The organism is Pseudomonas sp. S12(2018), assembly GCF_024355235.1.
GTDB lineage: Bacteria > Pseudomonadota > Gammaproteobacteria > Pseudomonadales > Pseudomonadaceae > Aquipseudomonas > Aquipseudomonas palmensis.
In genome coordinates this window covers 50,685-70,290 of the sequence record NZ_QLAD01000004.1, presented here as the reverse complement: position 1 = coordinate 70,290, position 19,606 = coordinate 50,685, and the positions used below count along the sequence as shown (strand labels likewise).

Here is a 19,606-nt window from a genome sequence, read left to right as displayed (position 1 = left end):
CCGAGGGTGCGGCGTGAGCGACGGACGGTCTAGTCGCGACCCCGCATGAAGAAGCCCGCCACGTACTTGCGGAAGGTGTCCAGGCCTTTGAAATCGGCAAAGCGCCTGAAGTTTTCCGTTTCGGGCTCCGGGCCCAGCGGCTGTTCGGTCAGCGACACGGACAGCACCCGGTCCTGGTCGGAGCTGAGCACCAGTTCGTCCATCACCCGACCGCCGATCACCGGCCGGCGCATCACCACCTTCACACCCTTGCCGGCCATCCAGTCGATCAGCGAGACGAGCATCTTCAGCGGTTCGCGCTCTTCGTCGCGGTACACCGGGAACAGGTGAGCGCGTGACAGCACCGGCACGCTGGCCACATGGATCAGTTCGTAGAAGTGGCTGCCGGCGGTGGCGGGGGAATAGATGGCCAGCGCCAGCAGCGGGCCGGGGGTGCGGCTACCGCCCCACAGCAGGTGGTGGCCCTGGAAGTCGAACCCGTCTTCGCTGCGTTCGGTGAGCACCTTGCGCGCCTTGATCTGGCTGACGCAGTCCAGCAGCAGGCCATGGCGCCGATGTGTGCCGAACACCGTGGCGTCGCGCAGACGTGCCTTGAGCATCATCATGTGCTTCATGTCCAGGCGGGTTTCCAGGTAGTTGCTGGCGGGCACGCGGTCGATCAGCGGGTAGCGGGTGGCGACGCTGCGCAGCTCGGCGAACTGGGCGGTCAGGTCCTTTTTGAGGTGGGTGGCATAGACGTTCAGGCCGCTGGCTTCGATCAGGGTCAGCAGCAGCGAGAGCAGGCGATGCTGTTCGCGCCTGTCGCCGCTGCCGTTGCCTTCGCCGCTGCCGGCAGCGGCACGCTGGAAATCACCGATCAGGCGCAACGGCGCGTCCGGTGCCAGCCAGGCCGCCGGCGGGGTGTCGGCCTCGTTATGGCTGGCGTCGGTGTCGCGTTCGTCCTTGGTGAAGGCACAGCCCGGCGCATGTTCGGCGGTGCCGGGGTTGTTCTTGAGAAACAGCGTGCCGGTGCTGCCGTTGAGGTTGACGTTGAGTACCGGCATGCTTTTGGGCTGGCATTCGCAGGCCAGCCACTGCCCGGCGGCGCGTACCTTCATCAGCAACTGGTTGGCCTGCAGCAGCCGTGGGCCCTCCAGGGCGCCCAGCACGAACCCGCGCAGCAGTTCCTCTTCGGCGGGGGTAAGGGTGCGCACCAGCGCGGCGTTTTTCTCGATGATTCGCATGGACGATCCTGGCCAGCCTTCCTGTGCCTGCCACCTTAATTCAAAGCCCTGCACGCGACCATCGCCGCGTGCAGGTGGCGTTCATTGCGGGCTGAACATTTTTGCCGCGCGGGCGCGGATTTCCTCGACCGACACGTCTTCGACGTGGGTGGCGACGAACCAGAGGTTGCCGAAAGGGTCCTTGAGGGTGCCGCTGCGGTCGCCGTAGAACTGGTTCTGCACGGCGTTGACCTGGGTGGCGCCGGCCTTCAGCGCCTGGGCGAAGGTAGCGTCGACATCTTTGACGTACAGGTGCAGGCCGATGGCGCTGCCCTGCAGGGATTGGCTGCTGGTGAGCCCGCCGGCCTGGTCGCAGGGGTCGGCCAGCATCAGCGAGGAATCGCCGATTTTCAGCTCGGCATGGCCGATACGGCCATCGGGGGCGTCGAGGCGGAACATTTCGGTGGCGCCGAAGGCGGCCTTGTAGAAGTCGATGGCCCTGGCAGCGTCCTTGATGCCCAGGTAGGGGGTGATGCTGTGCTGACCGTCGGGGATGGGTTGGGTGGCCATTTTTTCCTCCATTGGTACGCAAAAAGTGTGTTGCCTACACGGGCCCTATCGCGGGTCAAGCCCGCTCCCACGTGTTCATCACTGCCTTTGTGGGAGCGGGCTTGACCCGCGATAGGTGCGCCGCGATCCAAGCCTATGCTTGTACCGTTTTGCCCACCACGCAATCAGAAGATGTAGTCAGTCGTCAGGAAACTCGACTCGCGGTTGCGGATGATCTGGCTGATCAGCTGTTTGTTGGCCTCCTGGAACTTGGTGGCCACCAGGGTGCGGATCGAGAACACGCGCAGTGCGTCATGCACCGACAGGGTGCCTTCGGCCGAGTTCTTGCGCCCGTTGAAGGGGTAGGTGTCCGGCCCGCGCTGGCACTGGGCGTTGAGGTTGATGCGCCCGACCTGGTTGGCGAAGGTGTCGACCAGCCGGCCCACGGTGGCCGAATCGGTGCCGAAAATGCTCAACTGCTGACCGAAATCCGAATCCAGCACGTAGTCGATCACTGTCTGCAGGTCGCGGTAGGGCACCACCGGGATCACCGGCCCGAACTGCTCTTCGTGGTACACGCGCATCTGTGGGTTCACCGGGTACAGCAGCGCCGGGTAGAAGAACGAACCGCGGCTCTGGCCGCCGCCCTGGTTGATCACCTTGGCACCGTGGGCTACTGCATCGGTTACTAGGCCGCCCAGGTAGTCGACCTTGCCTGCTTCGGGCAACGGGGTCAGGCTGACGCCCGGGTCCCATGGCATGCCGGGCTTGAGGTCGGCCAGCTTGCGCTGGAACTTGTCGAGAAAGGCGTCCACCACCTGCTCGTGCACGAACAGGATCTTCAGCGCCGTGCAGCGCTGGCCGTTGAACGAGAGGGCGCCGGTGACCGCCTCGTTGACCGCGTTGTCCAGGTCGACCTCGGGCAGCACGATGCCCGGGTTCTTGGCGTCCAGCCCCAGCGCGGCGCGCAGGCGGTGCGGGCGCGGGTGAAGCTTCTTCAGGTCGCTGGCGGCCTTGTTGGTGCCGATGAAGGCGAACACGTCGACCTTGCCGCTGGCCATCAGCGCGCTGACGGTCTCGCGGCCACGCCCGTAGATGACATTGATCACCCCGGCCGGGAAGCTGTCGCGAAACGCCTCCAGCAACGGGCGAATCAGCAGCACGCCGAACTTGGCCGGCTTGAACACCACGGTGTTGCCCATGATCAGCGCCGGGATCAAGGTGGTGAAGGTCTCGTTGAGCGGGTAGTTGTAGGGGCCCATGCACAGCGCCACGCCCAGGGGCGCGCGACGGATCTGGCCGAGGGTGTCCTGCTCCAGTTCGAAGCGACTGGAGCGCCGGTCGAGTTCCTTGAGGGCGCCGATGGTCTCGACGATGTAGTCGCAGGTGCGGTCGAACTCCTTCTCGGAGTCCTTGAGGTTCTTGCCGATTTCCCACATCAGCCACTTGACCACCACCGCGCGCTGCTCGCGCATGCGGGCCAGGAACGCCTCCACATGCTGGATGCGCTCGGCCACGCGCATGTTCGGCCACACGCCGCGGCCCTTGTCGTAGGCACGCACGGCGGCGTCCAGGGCGGTGAGGGCGGTATCGGCGTCCAGCAGCGGGGCGCTGCCGAGTATCACCTGCTGCTCACCGTCGTCGGTCTTGAGCCACACCGGGCTGCGCACCGTGGCCAGCGGGCCTTCCCAGCGGTGCAGCTGCCCATCCACCAGGTAGTCGCGCTGCTCGAGCGGGTCGCCCAGGCGATAGGCCTCGGGAATATCCGTGGCAGCGGGAAACAGCGAGTCCAGACGATCCATGACGCAATACCTCTTTTCCATGGTGAATGAAACGGTTCAGCCGAGCATAACGCCGGCCCCGGCACAAAAGCCAGCCTGGCCCGGGTACGCTCCGGGCCGGCGCCCGCCTGTCAGTCGATGGTGCCTCGCGCCACTCCCTCGGTCAGGGTTCTGCGCAGGTCGACTAGGCGTTGTTCGTACACCTGCCGCAAGCGCTGCGCCTCCACCAGCAGTTCACCTTCGCTCAGCGTTTCGGCTGCCTGCTCCAGGCTGTCGTCCAGCGCTGCCCGCGAGGCGGCGAACTGTGCGGCGAAGCGTTCGCGCAAGTGGTGCTCCCATGCAGGGTAGACCGGTTCCTCTTCATGGTTCATGGCCAGTACTTCGTCCAGGCCGTGGGAGGTGGTCGGGTCGACCGCCAGCAGCAGGTTGCGCTGCTGTTCTATCCAGGCTTCGCCCGGCAGCGGCATCACATCGATCAGTGCGTCGATGATCACCGGCTCGTCGGCACGCGCCGCCTGGGCCAGGTCCAGGCCCGGCAGGCGGGTGATACGTTTGAGCGCCCACTGGTAGAGCGTCGCGTAGCTGTCTTCGGACATGTTGAACGAAAGGCTCAGCACGCCGAAGCCGAGCTTTCTGAGACGCACGTGGTTGACGATGGTCGCCAGCAAGGTGCGCGAGCGGGTTGCCAGGTCCGGGATGGCCAGGGCCTGTGACACCTCGCCCAACTGTTCGAGGTCGAGCAGGGTGCCGCCTGTGCGGGCGAGAATCTGCTCACGCAGGGGCGCATTGGCGTCCATCCAGGTCAGCAGGCGCCACAGGCGGCGCCGGTAGGTCAGGGGGGCGACGATGTAGGGCGGGCTGTCGAACATGGCACGCAGGTCCCGGAAGAACCCCGACGGCAGGCTCTGCTGCAGTCGTTGCCAGCTGGCCCGCTGTTGTGGCGTGGCGTCGTCGAGCAGTTCGTTGTAATCGATCTCGGCCACCAGCAGGTCGATACGGTGGGTGGTGTAGTAGGCATCGGCCGCCTGCAAGGCAGCATCGCTCAGCGGATTGTGTTCCAGGCGCAGCGCCCGGGCCAGCGGAGGTGAGAGGATGGCGGTCGGTGGCAGCTCCTGCAGCTGGTTGCCGGACAGGTCCACCAGGTTCGGCGCGTCCAGCTGATCAAGCCCTGCCGGATAGGTCGCCAGGCTGCAGTTGTACAGGTCCACGCCCTGCAGCCGGTTCAGGCGGGCGAAGTCGGGCGGGGTTGCCAGCGGGTTGTTCGCCAGGCTCAGGCTGTGCAGCTGCGGGTAACCTTCGAGGGCGTGCTGCAGGTGCTCGTCCCAGACCAGGCGGTTGTTGGCCAGGTCCAGCACGCTGAGCCGATCACCCAGCCCGGTGGGCAGGCTGGTGAGTTCGCAGCCGTTCAGGCTGACGCGATGCAGCTGGGTGAAGTGGCGCAGAAAGGCGTCAGGCAGCCGGGTCAGGGAGTTCTGCTCCAGTGACAGCTCATTCACGTGATCGAAGTTGGCCTCCAGCGCAGGGAAGCTTTCCAGGTCGCCGTCGGTCAGGTCTAGAAAGTCCAGGTTCAGTTGAATGATGGCTTCGCCGTCGGCGACCTCGCGCACCGACAGGCGCTGCCAGGCGGCGATGATTTCCTCCCGCGCCGATTGCCGTGCTGTACTGGGCAGGGCCCACAGGGTCAACGCGCTTTTCAGGCGTTGCAGGGTTTGTTCGAGCGTGCGCAACCGCGCCTGTGCCGGAATCTCGCTGGCCTCCCAGGCCGCCAGTGTGGCACGCGCCTCTTCGCCGCTGGCATGCGGATAGAGCGTGCGGTAGCGGGCCTCCTGTGAAGAGCTGGCAGCCGACACCGGCGGGTAGCCGGGGCGGTCACTGCCGCCCAGCAGGCGTGCTTCGCTGGCCCAGCCGCGGACCTCGCCGGACCACAGCCAGGTGGCAAGTTCGCCGCGGGGGCGTTCGAGCATCGACAGCACGCGTTGCTGCAGCGCCGCCCTGGTGTCCAGGCCCAGCACCTGGCGATAGCGGGGAGCGATGCTGTCATGCAGGGCCGCGAACAGGTCGTCGCCGGGCGCGTGCAGCGGGAGGTCGTCCTTGAAGGCCTGGTAGCCTTCTGCACCGTGCACCAGAACCCTGCGCTGCGCCTGGGTGGCACGACCCACGCGCTGCAGCAGAGGGCCGCGCGGGCCACCCGTGCGTGCTTCCAGCACCACCGAGGCATCCCAGCCGGGGGCGTGCTCCAGGCACAACAGCGCCAGGCGCGTGCTTTGCGGCGTTGCCAGGGCTGGCCAATACAGGCCTTCGGTCGCGCGTACCAGGGGAACACGGGCGGCCAGCGTGGCGGCCTCTTCCAGCAATTTGGTGGGGATGGCTGCCGGTGGCACCCAGCGTGCCAGTCGGGCCGGGCCGACTGTGTCCAGCAGGCTGCGGGCGAGCACCGGGCTCAACCCGGGCAAGCGTGCGCACAGGGCCGTGATGTGCGGCTGCGGGGGCACCAGGGCCAGGTAACGCTGCTCGAACAGGGCCTTGCCGACGCTGCCCGTGACGTTTTCGGCGCGCAGTTGCCGGACGATCCTGAGCCGTTGCAGCGTATCGGCCAGCAAGGGTGGCAGGCCCAGATTGGCGGCGTGCAACCGACGCAGCGCGTCTTCGCGGGTGCCGCTGACCTGGCAGGCCTGTTCGAGTTCTGCATCGCTCAGGCCTTGCGCAAGCGGGCCCAGACGGCGCAGCAGGGTGGCTCGCGACCAGCTCAGCGGCTGTTCATGCACGCTGCGCCAGGCACCCTGGCCGTTGTGCTCCAGCGCGGGGCGATAGGCGTCTTCACGCTCGGGGTGGCGCAGTTGCCATTGTTGCTGGTGCGCATCGAACTGCTGCTCGTACAGGTCGGCGCCGAGCCTGATGTAGTGCCGCTCCGCGTGCCGGTACTGGCCCTGGTCGTTGGCTGTCACCTCGGCGGGCAGCGACGTGTCCAGCCGGTAGGGTGCCAGGTCGGGCAGGTACAGGCGCGTACTGCCATCGGGCAGCGGCACTTCGATCAACGCATCGACCAGCGCTGGTGCTGTCTTGATCGCCAGCACCGAACCGGCCAGCATGCCGGCAGTGATCGCCACCGACTGCAGGTGCGCCATGGCGCCCTCGACGTCGCCGTCCTGCCAGTCCTCCACGCCTTCATACACCTCCTTGATCAGCTGTACCGCAGTGACCGCCAGCATGACCGGGCCCAGCGCCGGCACGAACATCGCCGCGGCATTGAGCACGTTCAGCGCGCCTGTCTCCCATTGTTCCAGGCGGTCCTTGCGCGCTTTCTCGTCGGCTTCAGCGGTGGGCACCATCAGTACCCGTGCTTCATCCTTCAGGCGTTGCAGGTGGCGGTCCTGCAGCACGCCGAACAGCTCGCCGGCAACCGGGGCAAGGCTCAGGTACAGGCTGTCCTGCTCCTGCGAGTGCCACGGTCCGTCCTTGTCGACCACCTGCCGGGCCAGGTTGTGTCCGAGCACATCGAACAGGTGTTGCTGCTGTTGCAGCGGTACGTAGCGCTGAAACAGTCTGCGAAACCCGGGGTGGTTGAGGCGCCCTTTGAGGTAGCGCTCCAGCGCCGGCATCGACGCATGCTCGGTGAGGGCATCGTCCGGGTCGCCGGGCAGGTACAGCAGCAGGCTGTCTGCCTGCTGCTCAGATGCCAGGGCAAACAGCAGGATGTCGTGCAACGGTACGCCGCTCATGCTCAGCAGGCTGGCCTGCACTGGCGGGGCCTCGGCGCCTGCTGCGGCGGGCGCGTCCAGCAGCGCCAGCAACCGGCGGCTGGCGGTTGGCCCGATGCGCTGGCGCGCTTTCGCCACGGTGACCTCCAGGCGCAGCAACTGGCGATTGGCATCGATCGAGTCGCGACGCACCCTGTCTTGCGTGGCAGGTGTTTCGAAGACTGCCTGCAGGTGCTGCTGGTAGCGGGCGCCCAGGTCCAGTTCGCGGCACAGGCGGGCGAACACGGCCGGTGACAGGCGATGGCGGGTATAGCGGTAGGCAAGGCCGGCGTCGGTCAGGTCGAGGTGGAAATGGCCTTGCAGGGTGATCGCACTCTTGCCGAGGAAAGTCACGTCGTCACCGAAGTTCTGCAGCGCTGCCTGCAGCAGGCTCTGCTTCTGGTAGGTGGTACGTGTGGCGAGCTGCCAGAGGTCGGCCTCTTCGTGAAACTGCACCAGGTCGGTGGTGTGCAGGTTCAGGGTTTCGCCAAGTTCGGCGTCAAGGCGCGCCTGCAGCAGCGGCTCGGCAAATGCCAGCAACCCCTGGAAGGCCTTGAGGGTGCCTGCCAGTGTCTGGCTGGCCCGCCGATAGCGACGCCTGGCTGCACGCACGGCGTCACGCTGATCGGGCAGGCCGTTGGCCAGCCAGTCCGGTTCGGCATCGGGGATGACATGGGTCAGGGCCAGATGGCGCCGAAGGTCTTCGGCGTCCTGGGCGCTGGTGTGTTTCAGCCAGGTGGGCAGGCGCTGGACGATGAACGGTGAGTGGGGAATGCGTGAAGGGGAGGTAGGCATGGTCGTGCTCCGGTCCGTGGACCGACAGCACAACCGATCAGCCGGGCGAAGCGGTGGTAGTTATCTGTTGGAGGCAGTGTCCAGGGTGCTCTGGCGCGCCTCGCGCAGCGACGCGTAGCCGACCCTGGGCACGCCCGCCAGGCGCTGGTCAAGCAAGGCCTGCAAGGACTCGCCACTGCCCAGGTAGGCATCGCCGAAGTCGTGGCTGCCCAGGGCACTGGGGTGCGCCACCACTTCGAGCACGCCATGGCGTGGGGCCAGGCCGTCACGCAGGTCGACCGGGGTACACACATGGTCGGCGGTCAGCCTGGCCAACTGGCGCAGGCGCTGGTTGAGCAACGTCTTGAACAGGCGTTTTGCCGGGCCGATGTTGTGCCCCACATTGCGGGCCAGGCGTATCGGCACCCCTTCGCGGGCGGCGAAGCGGGCGACGATTTCGCCGATGGGCCACAGGTTGTGCACGTGCTGGTGGGAGTCCAGGTGGCTGGGGGTCAGCCCATGGTCCAGGCAGCGCTGCCATTGCGCGGCCAGTTCCTCGTGCACCGCCTGGCGGGCCGCGCGCCCCAGCCACAGGCGCTTGCGCGACAGGCCCAGGTCGAACTCGCCCTCGGCATTGCAGAACTGCGCCAGCGCGCGGATCGGCTCGCTCAGCGGGCGCCCGTAGGTCAGGTTGAAATGCAGGCCCACGCGCCCGCGCAGGGCCGGTTGCTGGGCCAGCGCGCAGGCGGCCTTGAATGCCGGCATGCTGGCCATGGCGGTGGCAGAGCTGATCAGGCCGCACTGGAACGCGCGCAGGATCACCGCGTTGGTGTGTTCGTTGAGGCCAAAATCGTCAGCGTTGACTATGACTTGGGACGGCATCCGGGCGCTCCTGTGCTGTCGGTGTGGCAGTGGGGGAAGTGGCAGGTGCCGGCACGGGCTGTTGTTGGCGGCGTTTGATCCAGGGCTTGATGCGTTGCCACAGGCGCAGCGCCATGCCCAGGCACAGGCCCGACGGGCGCCAGCTGTAGAAACTGTGGCGCAGGTGCTCGACCTGGCCGGTCATGCGCTCATGCAGCTGGTGGCTGGAGTTCTCCAGGCTCACCCTTGAAGCGTCGATCCACGTCCAGCCTTCGTCCAGCCCCCAGTCGATCCATTCCTGCAGCAGCACCCGGCCGCTGCCAAGGTCGGCATACTGCGGCACGAAGGCGAGGTTGTAGTCGTACAGGCGGCCCCGTTCGAGCAGGCCCAGGCGGTAGCTGATGCAGCGCCCGTCCAGTTCCAGCACCACCAGGCGCAGACGGCCATCGGCCGCCAGCGCGGTGAAGGCCTGGAACATCCATTGGCGCTGCGCGGGCACCGAGAAGATGCCGACCCCGTCGTCGCCTTTCCAGCTCACGGCCTCGACCGCGCTGACGGCTTCCAGCCAGGAAGCTGCGTTGGCGGTATTGGGGGTTACTCGGCGCACCTGTGCCCCGCAGGCGGCGATGCGCTTGCGCGCGCGGCGCAACTTGTAGCGCGGGTCGCCACTGACTTCCTGGCGGTCGGCTTCGCTTATCTGGTGCACCGGCGCACGGCAGGCGGTGCGCTGTTCGTGGGTGGAACTGCGGCGTGCCCACTGCTGCAGCCAGGGCGAATCGCCCGTTACCTCGTTGAGTTGCAGCAGGGCATGGGGCAGGCGCGTGCGAATGGCTGCCAGTACCTGGCCGGCGGCACTGGTCGGCAGGTCGATGAGCAGGCCGATGCGGTCGCTCATGGGGTAGCCCAGGTGGTGCACCACGGCAAAGTCCAGCGGCCCGTGGCGCTCAAGGGTGCGGACCAACGGCAGGCACAGCACCAGGCGTCCTTGTGCGTGCCCCAGCAGTACCTGCAGGTGCTGGCTGGCCGGCAAGGCAGCCTCGGCGGCGCGCAGCCAGGCCAGGCTGTTGAAGGGGGTGGCATCGGGCAGCCGCTCGCGCAACTGCTCGTAGGCGTCGGCGGGGAAGTCGTCGGCACGCAACGAGGCGTGCCAGGTAAAGGTCAGGGTCATCGGTTCAGGACACCGTGGCAGTAGTGCTGCGCGGCGCCGGTTTGCGCAAGGCATCCAGGCGCGAGCCGCTGTAGCGCGTTTCGCGGAAGAATTTCCAGCGACCGAACAGGCAGTACACGTGCATCACACGGCCCTGCTCGACGTAGCCCATGCGCAGGTGCAGCTTGAGCGCCGGAATGTTGTGGGTCTCGCACACGTCGACCACCTTGTCGCAGCCCTGTTCGGCCATGGCGCGCCACAGGGCCAGTTGCAGGTCGACCGACAGCGACGTACCCCAGTACTGGCGCGCCAGTTCACCGCCGAACTCGAAGAACTCGCCCGGCTCGACCGGGAACCAGCAGCCATAGTAATGACGGTCGTGGTAGTGACGCGGGCTGCCCCAGATGAACGCCACCACGTGGCTGTCTTCGTCCAGGAACATCAGCCCGGTATGCCCTTCGGCCGCCAGTTCACGCATGGTTTCGACACGGTCGCCGAAGTGCTTGGCAAAGCCTTGCACGTTGTGCACCGTGATGCGCTCCACGCGTAGCGGCGCATAGGGCTTGAGGGTATGCGGCGGCACCGGGCTGACCAGGTCGCGCTCCATCCACAGCAGCTCCCAGTGAAAGAACACGTAGCGCTTGTACGCGCTGCGAAGGGTGGCGCGCAGGCCTTTCTGGTGTACGCGCTGGCTGAACTTGCTGACGATATTCATGGTGGCTCCCGTATCCGGCAGGGGAAGAGATCTTCGGCACTGTGTTCATGAGGCGCTCCATCGCAGGGCAAACAGGGTCTGCCCGGGCAGTTCGAAACGTACCTGGCCGTGCTGGCAATCCAGTGCCGCGGCGCGCGGCTGGTTGTCCGGCCCGAACAGGGTGAGCGTGGCAGCGGCCTGTGGGCATCGGCTGGCCGGGGTGGCGAAGCTGACGTGTTGCAGGCGTTCGCCCTTGTTGACGCCCAGCAGGCTGCGCTGTGCGCCGCGTGCCATGGCCAGTGCATCGACCTCGAAGGCGTCGTTGTCCAGGTGCAGCACCTGGTCGAGCCAGTGCTGGGCGATGAACTGCTGGGCCAGGCCCACCGGCTTGAGCTCGAAGCGGTTGTTGCCCAGCACCTTGACCATGCCTTTGGGCCACTCGGGCTCGTCGGCGATGTGGAACCAGTTGAGCATGTCCAGCAGGCCGTCCTGGGAGGCATTGATGACCACCGAGGCCCACCATACGCCGGCATAGTGGGTGTTCTGCTCGTACAGGCTCAGGGTCGAGCCACTGGACAGGTTGGTCTGGTCGAGCAGCAACGCCTTGCGCGGGCGACCGTTGGCGTCCAGCCCCACCAGTTCGGCGGCGCGGCGTACCGAGTCGCGGTAGGTGCGGGTGGCGAGCAGGTCGCGGACCATCCACTCGTGCCAGGCCATGGCGTCGATCTGCGGTTCGAATTCCTTGAGCAGGCGCCGTGCCCAGTCCAGGCCGACGCGCTGCGCCGCATCGCCGCGCAACGGGCCGTTGACCAGCCGCGAGCTGGCCGGCATGGCGATGCGCACGCCGGCTTCATGGGCGCCGGGGTAGGCGCGCACACGCTGGGCCATGGCCGCGAAGAAGGTGCGGTAGGTGGCGTAGTCGGCGTAGTTGAGGTTGGGTTCGTCGGCAAAGGCGATGTAATGCAGGCCCTTGCCGCCCAGGGCGACGCTGGTGGCCAGCCAGTCGTCCAGCGCGCCATCGTTGGCGCGGCTGCGCATCAGGTCGGACTTGCGCCCGGTGGCGGCCATCAGGGTGATGTCGTGGTGAATGCCGAAGCGTTCCTGGTACAGCTGGCGAAACGGCAGTTCGTAGCGCGGCTTGCGTGCCAGCACGTCGGCAAAGGTGTAGTAGCCGGCGGCCTGCAGTTGCAGCGCATCGATCACCGCATGGCTGGACGGTGGCGGCATCACGTAGGGCAGGTTGTTGCCCAGCCTGGGCGTGGGGCCCAGTATCTTGGCACTGCTGCGCAGGCTTACCTGGCCGTCGCGGTGCACCAGTGGGGCGAGGTCCTGGGGGCGCAGGGCGAACAGGTTGGCGCTGCCGTCCAGCCAGAAGGCCACCTTGCCGGTGCCTTCGAAGTTCAGGCGCCATGTCTGGTCCTGGGCGCTGGCGGGCAGATTCACCTGATCGAACTGCCAATAGGCCCGGTGTTCGAGCAGCGCCAGCCTGAGGCGCTTGCCATCGTCCACGCGCTCCAGGGTCAGGTTGCGCACGCCGTCGTGATACTTGCCGGCAAGCACCGCCGTTTCACCGGCTTTCACGCGAAAGTACAGGGTGGTGGCGCGGTCCGTTTCGAGGCTGAAGTGCACCTTGGCGGGGGCGAACTGGGCGCCGGTGGTATCGTCGTATTCGAGGCGGTAGCGCCTGAAACTGTAGCCGGGGATGGCCACCTGGTAGGTGCCGGTGCCGGCGGTAAGTGGCCAGCTCAGCTGGCCGCGGCCTTCATGGGGGGCAATGATGCGTTGCGCATCGAGCTTGCCGGTGGCGTCGAGCAGGTACACCTGTTCCTGGTTGGCATCGGCCTGCCAGGCCGGCACCCAGCTCAGTTGCAGCGGGGCGCTGCGCTGCGGCGCCAGGTACAGGCTGCCGTCGCGAATGTCCGGCCAGTGCAGGGTGGCGGCGTGGGCAGTGGCGGCCAGCAGCAGGCCGGGTAACAACATCCATGTACGTTTCATACCGTTCTCCGTTGCAGCATCTGGCGCAAAGGCAACAGATCGCTAGGCAACACAAACAAGGTCCGCAGCAACGGTACGCCGCTCAGCCTGCAGTACAGCACGAGCATGGCCACCGTCACCCCAAGGTAGGCGATGGAGGAGGCCAGGGCCGCACCCGCGATGCCAAAACGGGGAATCAGGACCACGTTGAGAATCAGGTTTGCCGCCGCGCCCACCCCCATCATCAGCGAGACCGCGCCGGGGCGATTCTTGCCCAGCAGGTCCAGGCGCAGGATGCTTGCGTAGCACAGGCCGAACAAGCCGGGAAGCAGTGCCAGCAGGGCCGGGTAGGCCGGCTGGTAGGCCGCGCCGAACAGGGTGACGATCAGCCATTCGCCCACCAGGGCCATGCTCAGGCAGGCCCCCAGCATCACGGTGGCAGTCAGGCGCAGGGCCAGCGGGGTGAGCTTGTCCATGCCGGCATCCTGCTGCAGCAGGCGCTTCATCAGCGGGGTGGTGACGGCCTCGGGGATGATCAGCAGCAGTTCGGCGGCGGCGCTGGCCATGGCGTAGTGCCCCAGGGCGGCGCTGCCCAGGAAGGCACTGATGAACAGGTAGTCCGAGCGCAGGATGACCTGCTGGAACAGCACGTCCGGGTGGCTGCGCGCACTGTAGGCCAGCAGCTCGCGCTGCCCGCCGCGGTTCCAGCACAGCGTGATGTCGTGCTGGCGGCCCAGCCACACCAGGCCCAGCAGCGCGACCAGCCCCAGGCCCAGCAGCCAGCTGATCAGCGCGGCCTCCAGCGCGGCGTGCTGCCACATCCAGAACATGCCCACGAACAGCAGCAGCGGCACCAGCGATTCGGTCAGGCGCAGTGCGTTGAATGCGCCCACCCCGCCGGTGGCGTTGTGCAGGGTGAGCAGGCCGCTCTTGAGCACGGTCAGCGGCACCGCCAGCAGCAACAGCCAGGCCAGCAGGCCCAGTTGCAGGGTCACTTCCAGTTCAGTGCCGAATTCGCGCATCAGCGCCACGCAGATCAGGGTCAGCACCCCGGCCAGCAGGCACCCGTAGATCAGCACCTGGCTCAGCAGCAGGCCCATCGAGCGTTGCTGCGCCGCCTGATAGCCCACCGCGGTGTTCAGCCCGCCGCTGGTGGCGGCACTGATCAGGTCGGGCAGGGTGCTGAGCAGGGCGAACAGGCCGCGCTCGCTGGGCCCCAGAATGCGCGCCAGCAGCACGTTGCGCGCCAGGCGCAGGGCGATCATCGCCAGGCGTGTGCCCATGCTCAGCAGCAGGTGGCGCAGGTAGTTGCCTCGACTCATGAGCGGCCTCCGCGGCTGATGCGCCAGGCCAGCAGCGAGGGGCGGCTGGCGTTGCGCTGGCTCACGCCGATGCGCGGCAAGGCCAGTGGGTCGTCATGACCCTGGCAGATCCCGGCGCGGGTGCTCAGGGCGAAGGGGTAGCGATGGGCGGCCAGGCGCGCGCGTACCCGGGCGTCATGGTCGCCGTTGGGGTAGCAGTACACCGGCAGCGGCTGCTGGCAGCCTTGCTGCAAGGCGTGGTGGCTGCGGCTGAGTTCTTCATCCAGGCGCTGGTTGTCCAGCCCCGGCAGCAGCGCGTGACTGGCCCCGTGCGGGCCGAAGCTGATCAGCCCGGAGCCTTCCAGTTCGCGCACCTGCTGCCAGTCCAGGGCCTGGGGCAGGGATTCGGCCGGGCAGGCGTCTGTCAATTGATGCAGGGCGGCCGGGCTCAGGGTCTTGAGGCTTTGCAGGTAGCCGGCCAGCGCCTGGCTGCGGGCGTTGGGCCGCTGGTTCATGAAGTAGGCAGCCGGCAGCGGCCGGCCGATCTTGCGCAACGCCTCGATCAGGGTGTGGCGCGGGCCTTCGCCATGGCTGCCCCACAGGGTTTCGCCCAGGCTCTCCCACCAGAAGCGCTGGCGGCTGCCGATGTAGTCGGTGGACAGGAAGATGCTGGCCGGTACCTGGTACTGCTGCAGCAACGGGAACGCATTGAGCGCGTTGTCGCGCCAGCCGTCGTCGAAGGTCAGGGCAACCTTGGGGCGGCTGTCGCCCCTGGGCTGCTGATGGTCCTTGAGCAAGTCCATCAGGTGCACGCAATCGAAGTGCTGGCGTAGCCAGCGCAGCAGGCGCTCGAAGGCCTGCGGGCCCACGCACAGTTCGTTGCGATGGGGCAGGGCCGCGCTGGCGTCGTCGGCCAGCACCCGGTGCAGCATCAGGATGACCCCGGCGCCGCGCAGCTGGCTGCGGCCCTTCGGGGAGTGCAGGTACAACCAACCGCTGGCGCGCTTGAGACTGGTCTTGATCGGCATGAAGGCACTCATCGGGTCTGGTCGGGGTTCCATTGGTTGTAGCTGTGCCCGCGCAGGAACTGCCACAGGCCCACGCTCATGCCGGCCAGGGTCACCAGCACGAAGGCGGCCAGGCGAAACGGCTTGGGCAGGCGGTGGCCCTTGTCCAGCAGGCCGACCACGGCGATGGCATAACCCAGCAGCTGGGCGGCCAGGGTCAGGCGATAGAAACCGTGGCCGTCGAGCAGCCACAGGTTGGCCAGCAGCAGGGGCACCAGCAGCACGGGGGCCAGGCGGCGTACCAGCTTGTGGCTGATCAGGGCGATGGCGTAGAGCCCGTGGCGCAGCGGGTTGAGCAGTTCGCGCCGGGCCGCCAGGCTGATCAGCCCGCCGACGGTGACGCGCTGGCGGCGACTGAACTGGCGCTCGGCCTCGTCCACGCCGTAGTCCAGCACCCTGGCCTGGTCGACGTAGACCACGCGCTTGTGTGCCACCGGGGCGCAGGTATTGATGAAGAAGTCGTCGTTGACCCGGTCCGGGATCGGCTGGTACAGCTCGCGGCGCAGGGCCTGCAGCGCACCGTCGGCCGACACCATGCAGCCGGTGCGGCTTTCGACCCGGCGCAGCCAGGCTTCGTAGTGGCGGTACAGGCTCTCGCCCAGGCTCAGGCCCTTGCCCGCCACCGGGATGGTCATGTTGCCCACGGTGCCGCCCACCTCGGGGTCGGCAAAGGGCGCGAGCAGTGCGGCGAAGGTGCCCTCCACCCAGTGCACGTCGGCATCGGTGAACACCAGAATGTCGCCGCTGCAGTGCTCGACGGCGGCATTGAGCACGCGGTTCTTGCCCATCCGTGGCAGGTCCAGCACCAGGATGCGCGGGTCGTCGAAGGTGCGCGCCAGGGCCACGGTCTGGTCACTGGAGCCGTCGCTGGCCACCACGATCTGCAGGCTGGCGAGCGGACAGTCCTGCTCCAGCAGGTTGCGCAGCTTGTTCTCGATGTTGCGCGCCTCGTTGTGCGCCGCAACCACCACGCTGACCCGTTGCGGCGGCAGCGGCGGCGGGGTGTGCCGCGGGAACAACGGCCCCACCAGTGTGAGCAGCAGCGGGTAGCCCAGCCAGGCATAGAAAGGCAACAGCAGGCAAAGCCAGAAAATGAACTCAGCCACGTGCGGGCCTCCTTGCGTTCCAGTTGAACAGGCTGAGCACGAAGGCCGCTCCAGCCAGGTGCAGGCGAACCCAGTGCAGGCCCCACAGTTGCAGGGTGAACACCGGGTCGCGGTGTTTGAGACTCTGGCGCAGGCTCAGCGCCAGCGCCGGCAGGCTGGTGAAGAACAGCAGCAGCATTGCCAGATGCGGAAAGCCGTCGAGCAGCGCGGACAATGCCAGCGCATCGAGCACCCAGGCCCCGAGGGACAGCAACGGGAAGCGCAGCAGGCGCAGGCTCGCGCCATTGCTGCGCAGCAGTTGCAGGTTGCTGCCCTGGCGCCACAGCTCCTTGCCCAGCCATTCGCTCCAGCTGCCCTCGTAGCCCCAGTGCAGCACCACCGGTGCGCGCAGGGCCAGCAGGCGGGCACCGGCCTGGGCCAGGCGCCAGGTGAAGTCCTTGTCTTCGCCGGTGCGCAGGGTTTCGTTGAAACCGCCCACCCGGTCGAACCAGTCGCGGCGCATCAGCAGGTTGGGGGTGGGCAGCCATTGCATGCTGTGCAGCGCCGGCCGGCCGGCGCGCAGTGTGCGTCGCTGCCAGGCGCGGGCGAACCAGGGCGCCTGGCGCGGGGTGTCGCAGTCCAGCGCGAATACATCGCCACGGCCCTGGGCGTGCAGGTCCAGCAGCAGGCTCAGCCACTGCTCCGGCACCTCGATGTCGGCATCCAGAAACGCCACCCATTCCCCGGAGCTGGCCTGCACGCCCCGGTTGCGCAAGGCGCCGATGGTCAGCCCCGGCAGGTCGAGCACCTTGGCGCTGAGGTTACGGGCAATCTGCGGGCCATCGTCGGAGGAGCCGTTGTCCACCACGATCAGCTCGCAGTCCAGGCCGGCAAGGTCGGCGGCCCGACGCGCCGAGTGGAGGGTGCGGGCAATATGGCGTGCCTCGTTGAACATCGGCATCACGATACTGATCTTCATCCGGCCACCTGCACGGGGCGCGCCTGTTCGGCCTTGAGGCGCAGCACGCTGGAAAGCGCCAGCAGAATCCACAGGTACTTGTGGTTCGGCGCACTGAGGAACATCAGGAACAGGCCGATGGCAAGCATGCTGGTGGACAGGTGCGTGAGCATGTCGGCCTGCCCCTGATCACCCTTTTGCAGCCACAGGCGCCGTGCATGCCAGAGGTTGTACAGGGCCAGCATGACCATGCCGACAAATGCCAGGCCCGCCGGTACGCCGACTTCGCTGAAGATTTCCAGGTAGGTGTTGTGGGCACGGCGGTACAGGTCGCCGACCTTGCGGTTGGCCGAGAACGCCTTGGCGTAGCCGGTGGTGGCGTATTCCAGCGGGAAGGTGCCGGGGCCGGTGCCCAGCAGCGGATGTTCGCGGATCATCTTGCTGCCCACCACGATGTAGGACGAACGCCGGCCCAGGGAGTCGTCCTTGTAGGCATTGACCCCGGACTTGAGCAAGGCCAGCGACTGGATACGCTCGATGTAGCTGGCCGGCATCACCGCGACCGCCACAGGCAGCACGATGGCCAGGCCGAGCATGGCGAAGCCCAGGTGGCGCGGGCGCAGGTGCGTGAGTTTTTCGCGGTAGTGCACCAGGCCGATCACCAGGCTGATGGCCAGCACCACCAGCCCGGAGCGTGAGTTGGTCTTGGTCATGCCGGCCAGCAACAGCACCACGCAGGCCAGCCAGAACAGCCGCTGCAGGCGGTTGGGGCTGCTGAACACCAGCCACAGGGCCATGGGCACCGCGATGGCGATGAGCATGGCGAACACGTTGGGGTCTTCGAGCAGGCCCGAGGCGCGGCCTTCGTCCTGGTACTTGGCCGAGAACATCGCCATGGCACAGGTGACGCCCACGCTCAGGGTCACCAGGCGGTACATCATCGGCAGGTTGAGTTCGCGCCCGATCAGCAGGGTGAGCACGAACAGCACCAGGCCCACCGCCAGTTCGCGAAAGTGCCCCATGGACATCTCGCTGCTTTCACTGGCCAGAAAGCTCAGCAGGTACAGCGCCATAAAGGCCAGCAGCAGGCGCCACATGGAGCTGCGCAGGCGTTCGCCCGGCAGCTGCCCCACGGCCAGTTGCAGCAGCAGCACCATGGCCAGCGCGGCGCCGATGAATTTCGAGGCGGTCAGCTCGCTGTCCTTGAACAGGCCCTCCAGCGGCACCAGGGTGATGATGGCCAGCAGGCCCCACGCCGGGCGGCGGTACAGCACCAGCACGCCGGCCAGGCCGATCACCGCGCCGGGGGCCAGGAACGGGTAGGGGCTGGCCAGCAGTACCACGCTGACGATCGCCAGCAGGCCGATCAGAGACAGGGGAATGATCATGCGCAGGTCTCCTTGGCCGCACCTGCCGTGCCGCGATAGACCTGGGCCCAGCGTTGCGCCAGCGTCGGCAGGTGATAACGTTCACGTTGGGTGCGTCGTGCCTGGGCGATCAGCTCGCCGGCCTGGGCCGGGTCGAGCATCAGCGCTTCGAGCTGGGCGGCCAGTTCGTCCACCGCCAGGGGTGGTGCCAGCAGCCCGCTGCGCCCGTGCTCGATCACGTCGGGGATGCCGCCGACACCAAAGGCCACCACCGGCACGCCATCCTGCATGGCTTCGAGCAGGATCATCGGGGTGCCTTCGGTGCGCGAGCTGATCACCAGCGCATCCAGGCGCGCCATCCATTGGCGCATGTCTTCCTGAAAGCCTGGCAGGCGGATGCGCTCGTGCAGCCCGGCGGCATCGACGCGGGCCTGCAGGGCTTCGCGTTCCGGGCCGTCGCCGAGCATCACCGCGTCCAGATGCGGGTGGCGCTGGCACAGCGGGATCAGCGTATCGAGGAACAGGTCAGGGCCCTTTTCGCTGCTCAGGCGCCCCACGTAGCCGGCCAGCCAGCGTTCGTGGCCGTGGGCATGGGCGGGCAGGGCGCCAGCATCCGGCAGGCCGTTGGGGATGACATCGAGCTTGCGCTGCGCCACGCCGGCACGCAGGTGGATCCGGCGGATGCTCTCGGCCACGCACACCACCTTGCCGATGGTGGCGGTGCGGCACAGTTGCAGGCTCAGCCAGGTGTACAGCCGCTGCTTGCGGCTGCTGGGGGTGAAGCCGTGCTGGGTGGCGACCATCGGCAGGCGCCACAGGGTGGCGCCCACCCAGCCGAACAGCAGGCCCTTGAAGTTGTGGCTGTTGATCAGCGGCTGCTGGCTGCGGTACTGGTCCAGCGCCCGCAGCACCTCGCCCAGCCCGTTGCAGGTGCGACAGTCCACGCCGGCGGCGGCAAAACGCGCCACCAGCGTCTGCGGCGCGCCCAGAAACAGCACCACGTGCTGTCCCGGGGTGGCCTGGCAGTGGTCCAGCAACATCCGTTCGGCGCCATAGAAGCCGCCACTGCCCAGCAGGTGGATGATCGGCCGCTGCGGGCTCATGGCTGC

Annotated in this window: 14 protein-coding genes; all 14 read right to left on the bottom strand. The window is 67.4% G+C overall.

From position 1 onward, the window contains the following. Positions 1 to 29: 29 nt before the first annotated feature. Positions 30 to 1,223 (bottom strand): hypothetical protein, encoded by a 1,194-nt coding sequence (locus DN388_RS10620; RefSeq protein WP_100632725.1) that lies wholly within the window; start codon positions 1,221 to 1,223, stop codon positions 30 to 32. An 81-nt stretch (positions 1,224 to 1,304) separates the two neighbouring features. Continuing rightward, positions 1,305 to 1,772 (bottom strand): VOC family protein, encoded by a 468-nt coding sequence (locus DN388_RS10615; RefSeq protein WP_058540228.1) that lies wholly within the window; start codon positions 1,770 to 1,772, stop codon positions 1,305 to 1,307. Between the two features lie 164 nt (positions 1,773 to 1,936). After that, complete coding sequence (locus DN388_RS10610; protein WP_054914453.1) at positions 1,937 to 3,553, bottom strand: NADP-dependent glyceraldehyde-3-phosphate dehydrogenase; 1,617 nt, start codon at positions 3,551 to 3,553, stop codon at positions 1,937 to 1,939. 110 nt (positions 3,554 to 3,663) lie between these two features. Then, positions 3,664 to 8,064, bottom strand: a complete 4,401-nt coding sequence (locus DN388_RS10605; RefSeq protein WP_254999632.1) for a leucine-rich repeat domain-containing protein — start codon at positions 8,062 to 8,064, stop codon at positions 3,664 to 3,666. Positions 8,065 to 8,124: 60 nt separating this feature from the next. Continuing rightward, positions 8,125 to 8,925 carry a carbohydrate deacetylase gene (locus DN388_RS10600; protein ID WP_043860596.1) on the bottom strand — a complete coding sequence of 267 codons (801 nt, stop codon included), beginning with the start codon at positions 8,923 to 8,925 and terminating at the stop codon, positions 8,125 to 8,127. Further along, positions 8,897 to 10,072 carry a GNAT family N-acetyltransferase gene (locus DN388_RS10595; protein ID WP_254999630.1) on the bottom strand — a complete coding sequence of 392 codons (1,176 nt, stop codon included), beginning with the start codon at positions 10,070 to 10,072 and terminating at the stop codon, positions 8,897 to 8,899. The genes DN388_RS10600 and DN388_RS10595 overlap by 29 nt, the downstream gene beginning before the upstream one ends. 4 nt (positions 10,073 to 10,076) lie before the next feature. After that, positions 10,077 to 10,766 (bottom strand): GNAT family N-acetyltransferase, encoded by a 690-nt coding sequence (locus DN388_RS10590; protein ID WP_043860598.1) that lies wholly within the window; start codon positions 10,764 to 10,766, stop codon positions 10,077 to 10,079. Positions 10,767 to 10,811: 45 nt separating this feature from the next. Next, the gene (locus DN388_RS10585; protein WP_254999627.1) at positions 10,812 to 12,740 is read right to left on the bottom strand and encodes a hypothetical protein; all 1,929 of its coding nucleotides are present in this window, start codon (positions 12,738 to 12,740) and stop codon (positions 10,812 to 10,814) included. Further along, entirely contained in the window at positions 12,737 to 14,041 is a 1,305-nt protein-coding gene (locus tag DN388_RS10580; protein WP_054914457.1) for an oligosaccharide flippase family protein, read from the bottom strand. The genes DN388_RS10585 and DN388_RS10580 overlap by 4 nt, the downstream gene beginning before the upstream one ends. After that, positions 14,038 to 15,048 (bottom strand): polysaccharide deacetylase family protein, encoded by a 1,011-nt coding sequence (locus tag DN388_RS10575; protein WP_043860619.1) that lies wholly within the window; start codon positions 15,046 to 15,048, stop codon positions 14,038 to 14,040. Before DN388_RS10575 ends, DN388_RS10580 begins: the two co-directional genes overlap by 4 nt. A gap of 8 nt (positions 15,049 to 15,056) precedes the next feature. Then, positions 15,057 to 16,193 (bottom strand): glycosyltransferase, encoded by a 1,137-nt coding sequence (locus DN388_RS10570; RefSeq protein ID WP_254999622.1) that lies wholly within the window; start codon positions 16,191 to 16,193, stop codon positions 15,057 to 15,059. After that, the gene (locus DN388_RS10565; protein WP_078481199.1) at positions 16,186 to 17,151 is read right to left on the bottom strand and encodes a glycosyltransferase; all 966 of its coding nucleotides are present in this window, start codon (positions 17,149 to 17,151) and stop codon (positions 16,186 to 16,188) included. Before DN388_RS10565 ends, DN388_RS10570 begins: the two co-directional genes overlap by 8 nt. Beyond that, positions 17,148 to 18,518, bottom strand: coding sequence for an O-antigen ligase (locus tag DN388_RS10560; protein ID WP_054914458.1), 1,371 nt, complete (start codon positions 18,516 to 18,518; stop codon positions 17,148 to 17,150). The genes DN388_RS10565 and DN388_RS10560 overlap by 4 nt, the downstream gene beginning before the upstream one ends. Continuing rightward, entirely contained in the window at positions 18,515 to 19,600 is a 1,086-nt protein-coding gene (locus DN388_RS10555) for a glycosyltransferase family 4 protein (RefSeq protein WP_043860604.1), read from the bottom strand. Before DN388_RS10555 ends, DN388_RS10560 begins: the two co-directional genes overlap by 4 nt. Positions 19,601 to 19,606 lie beyond the last annotated feature (6 nt).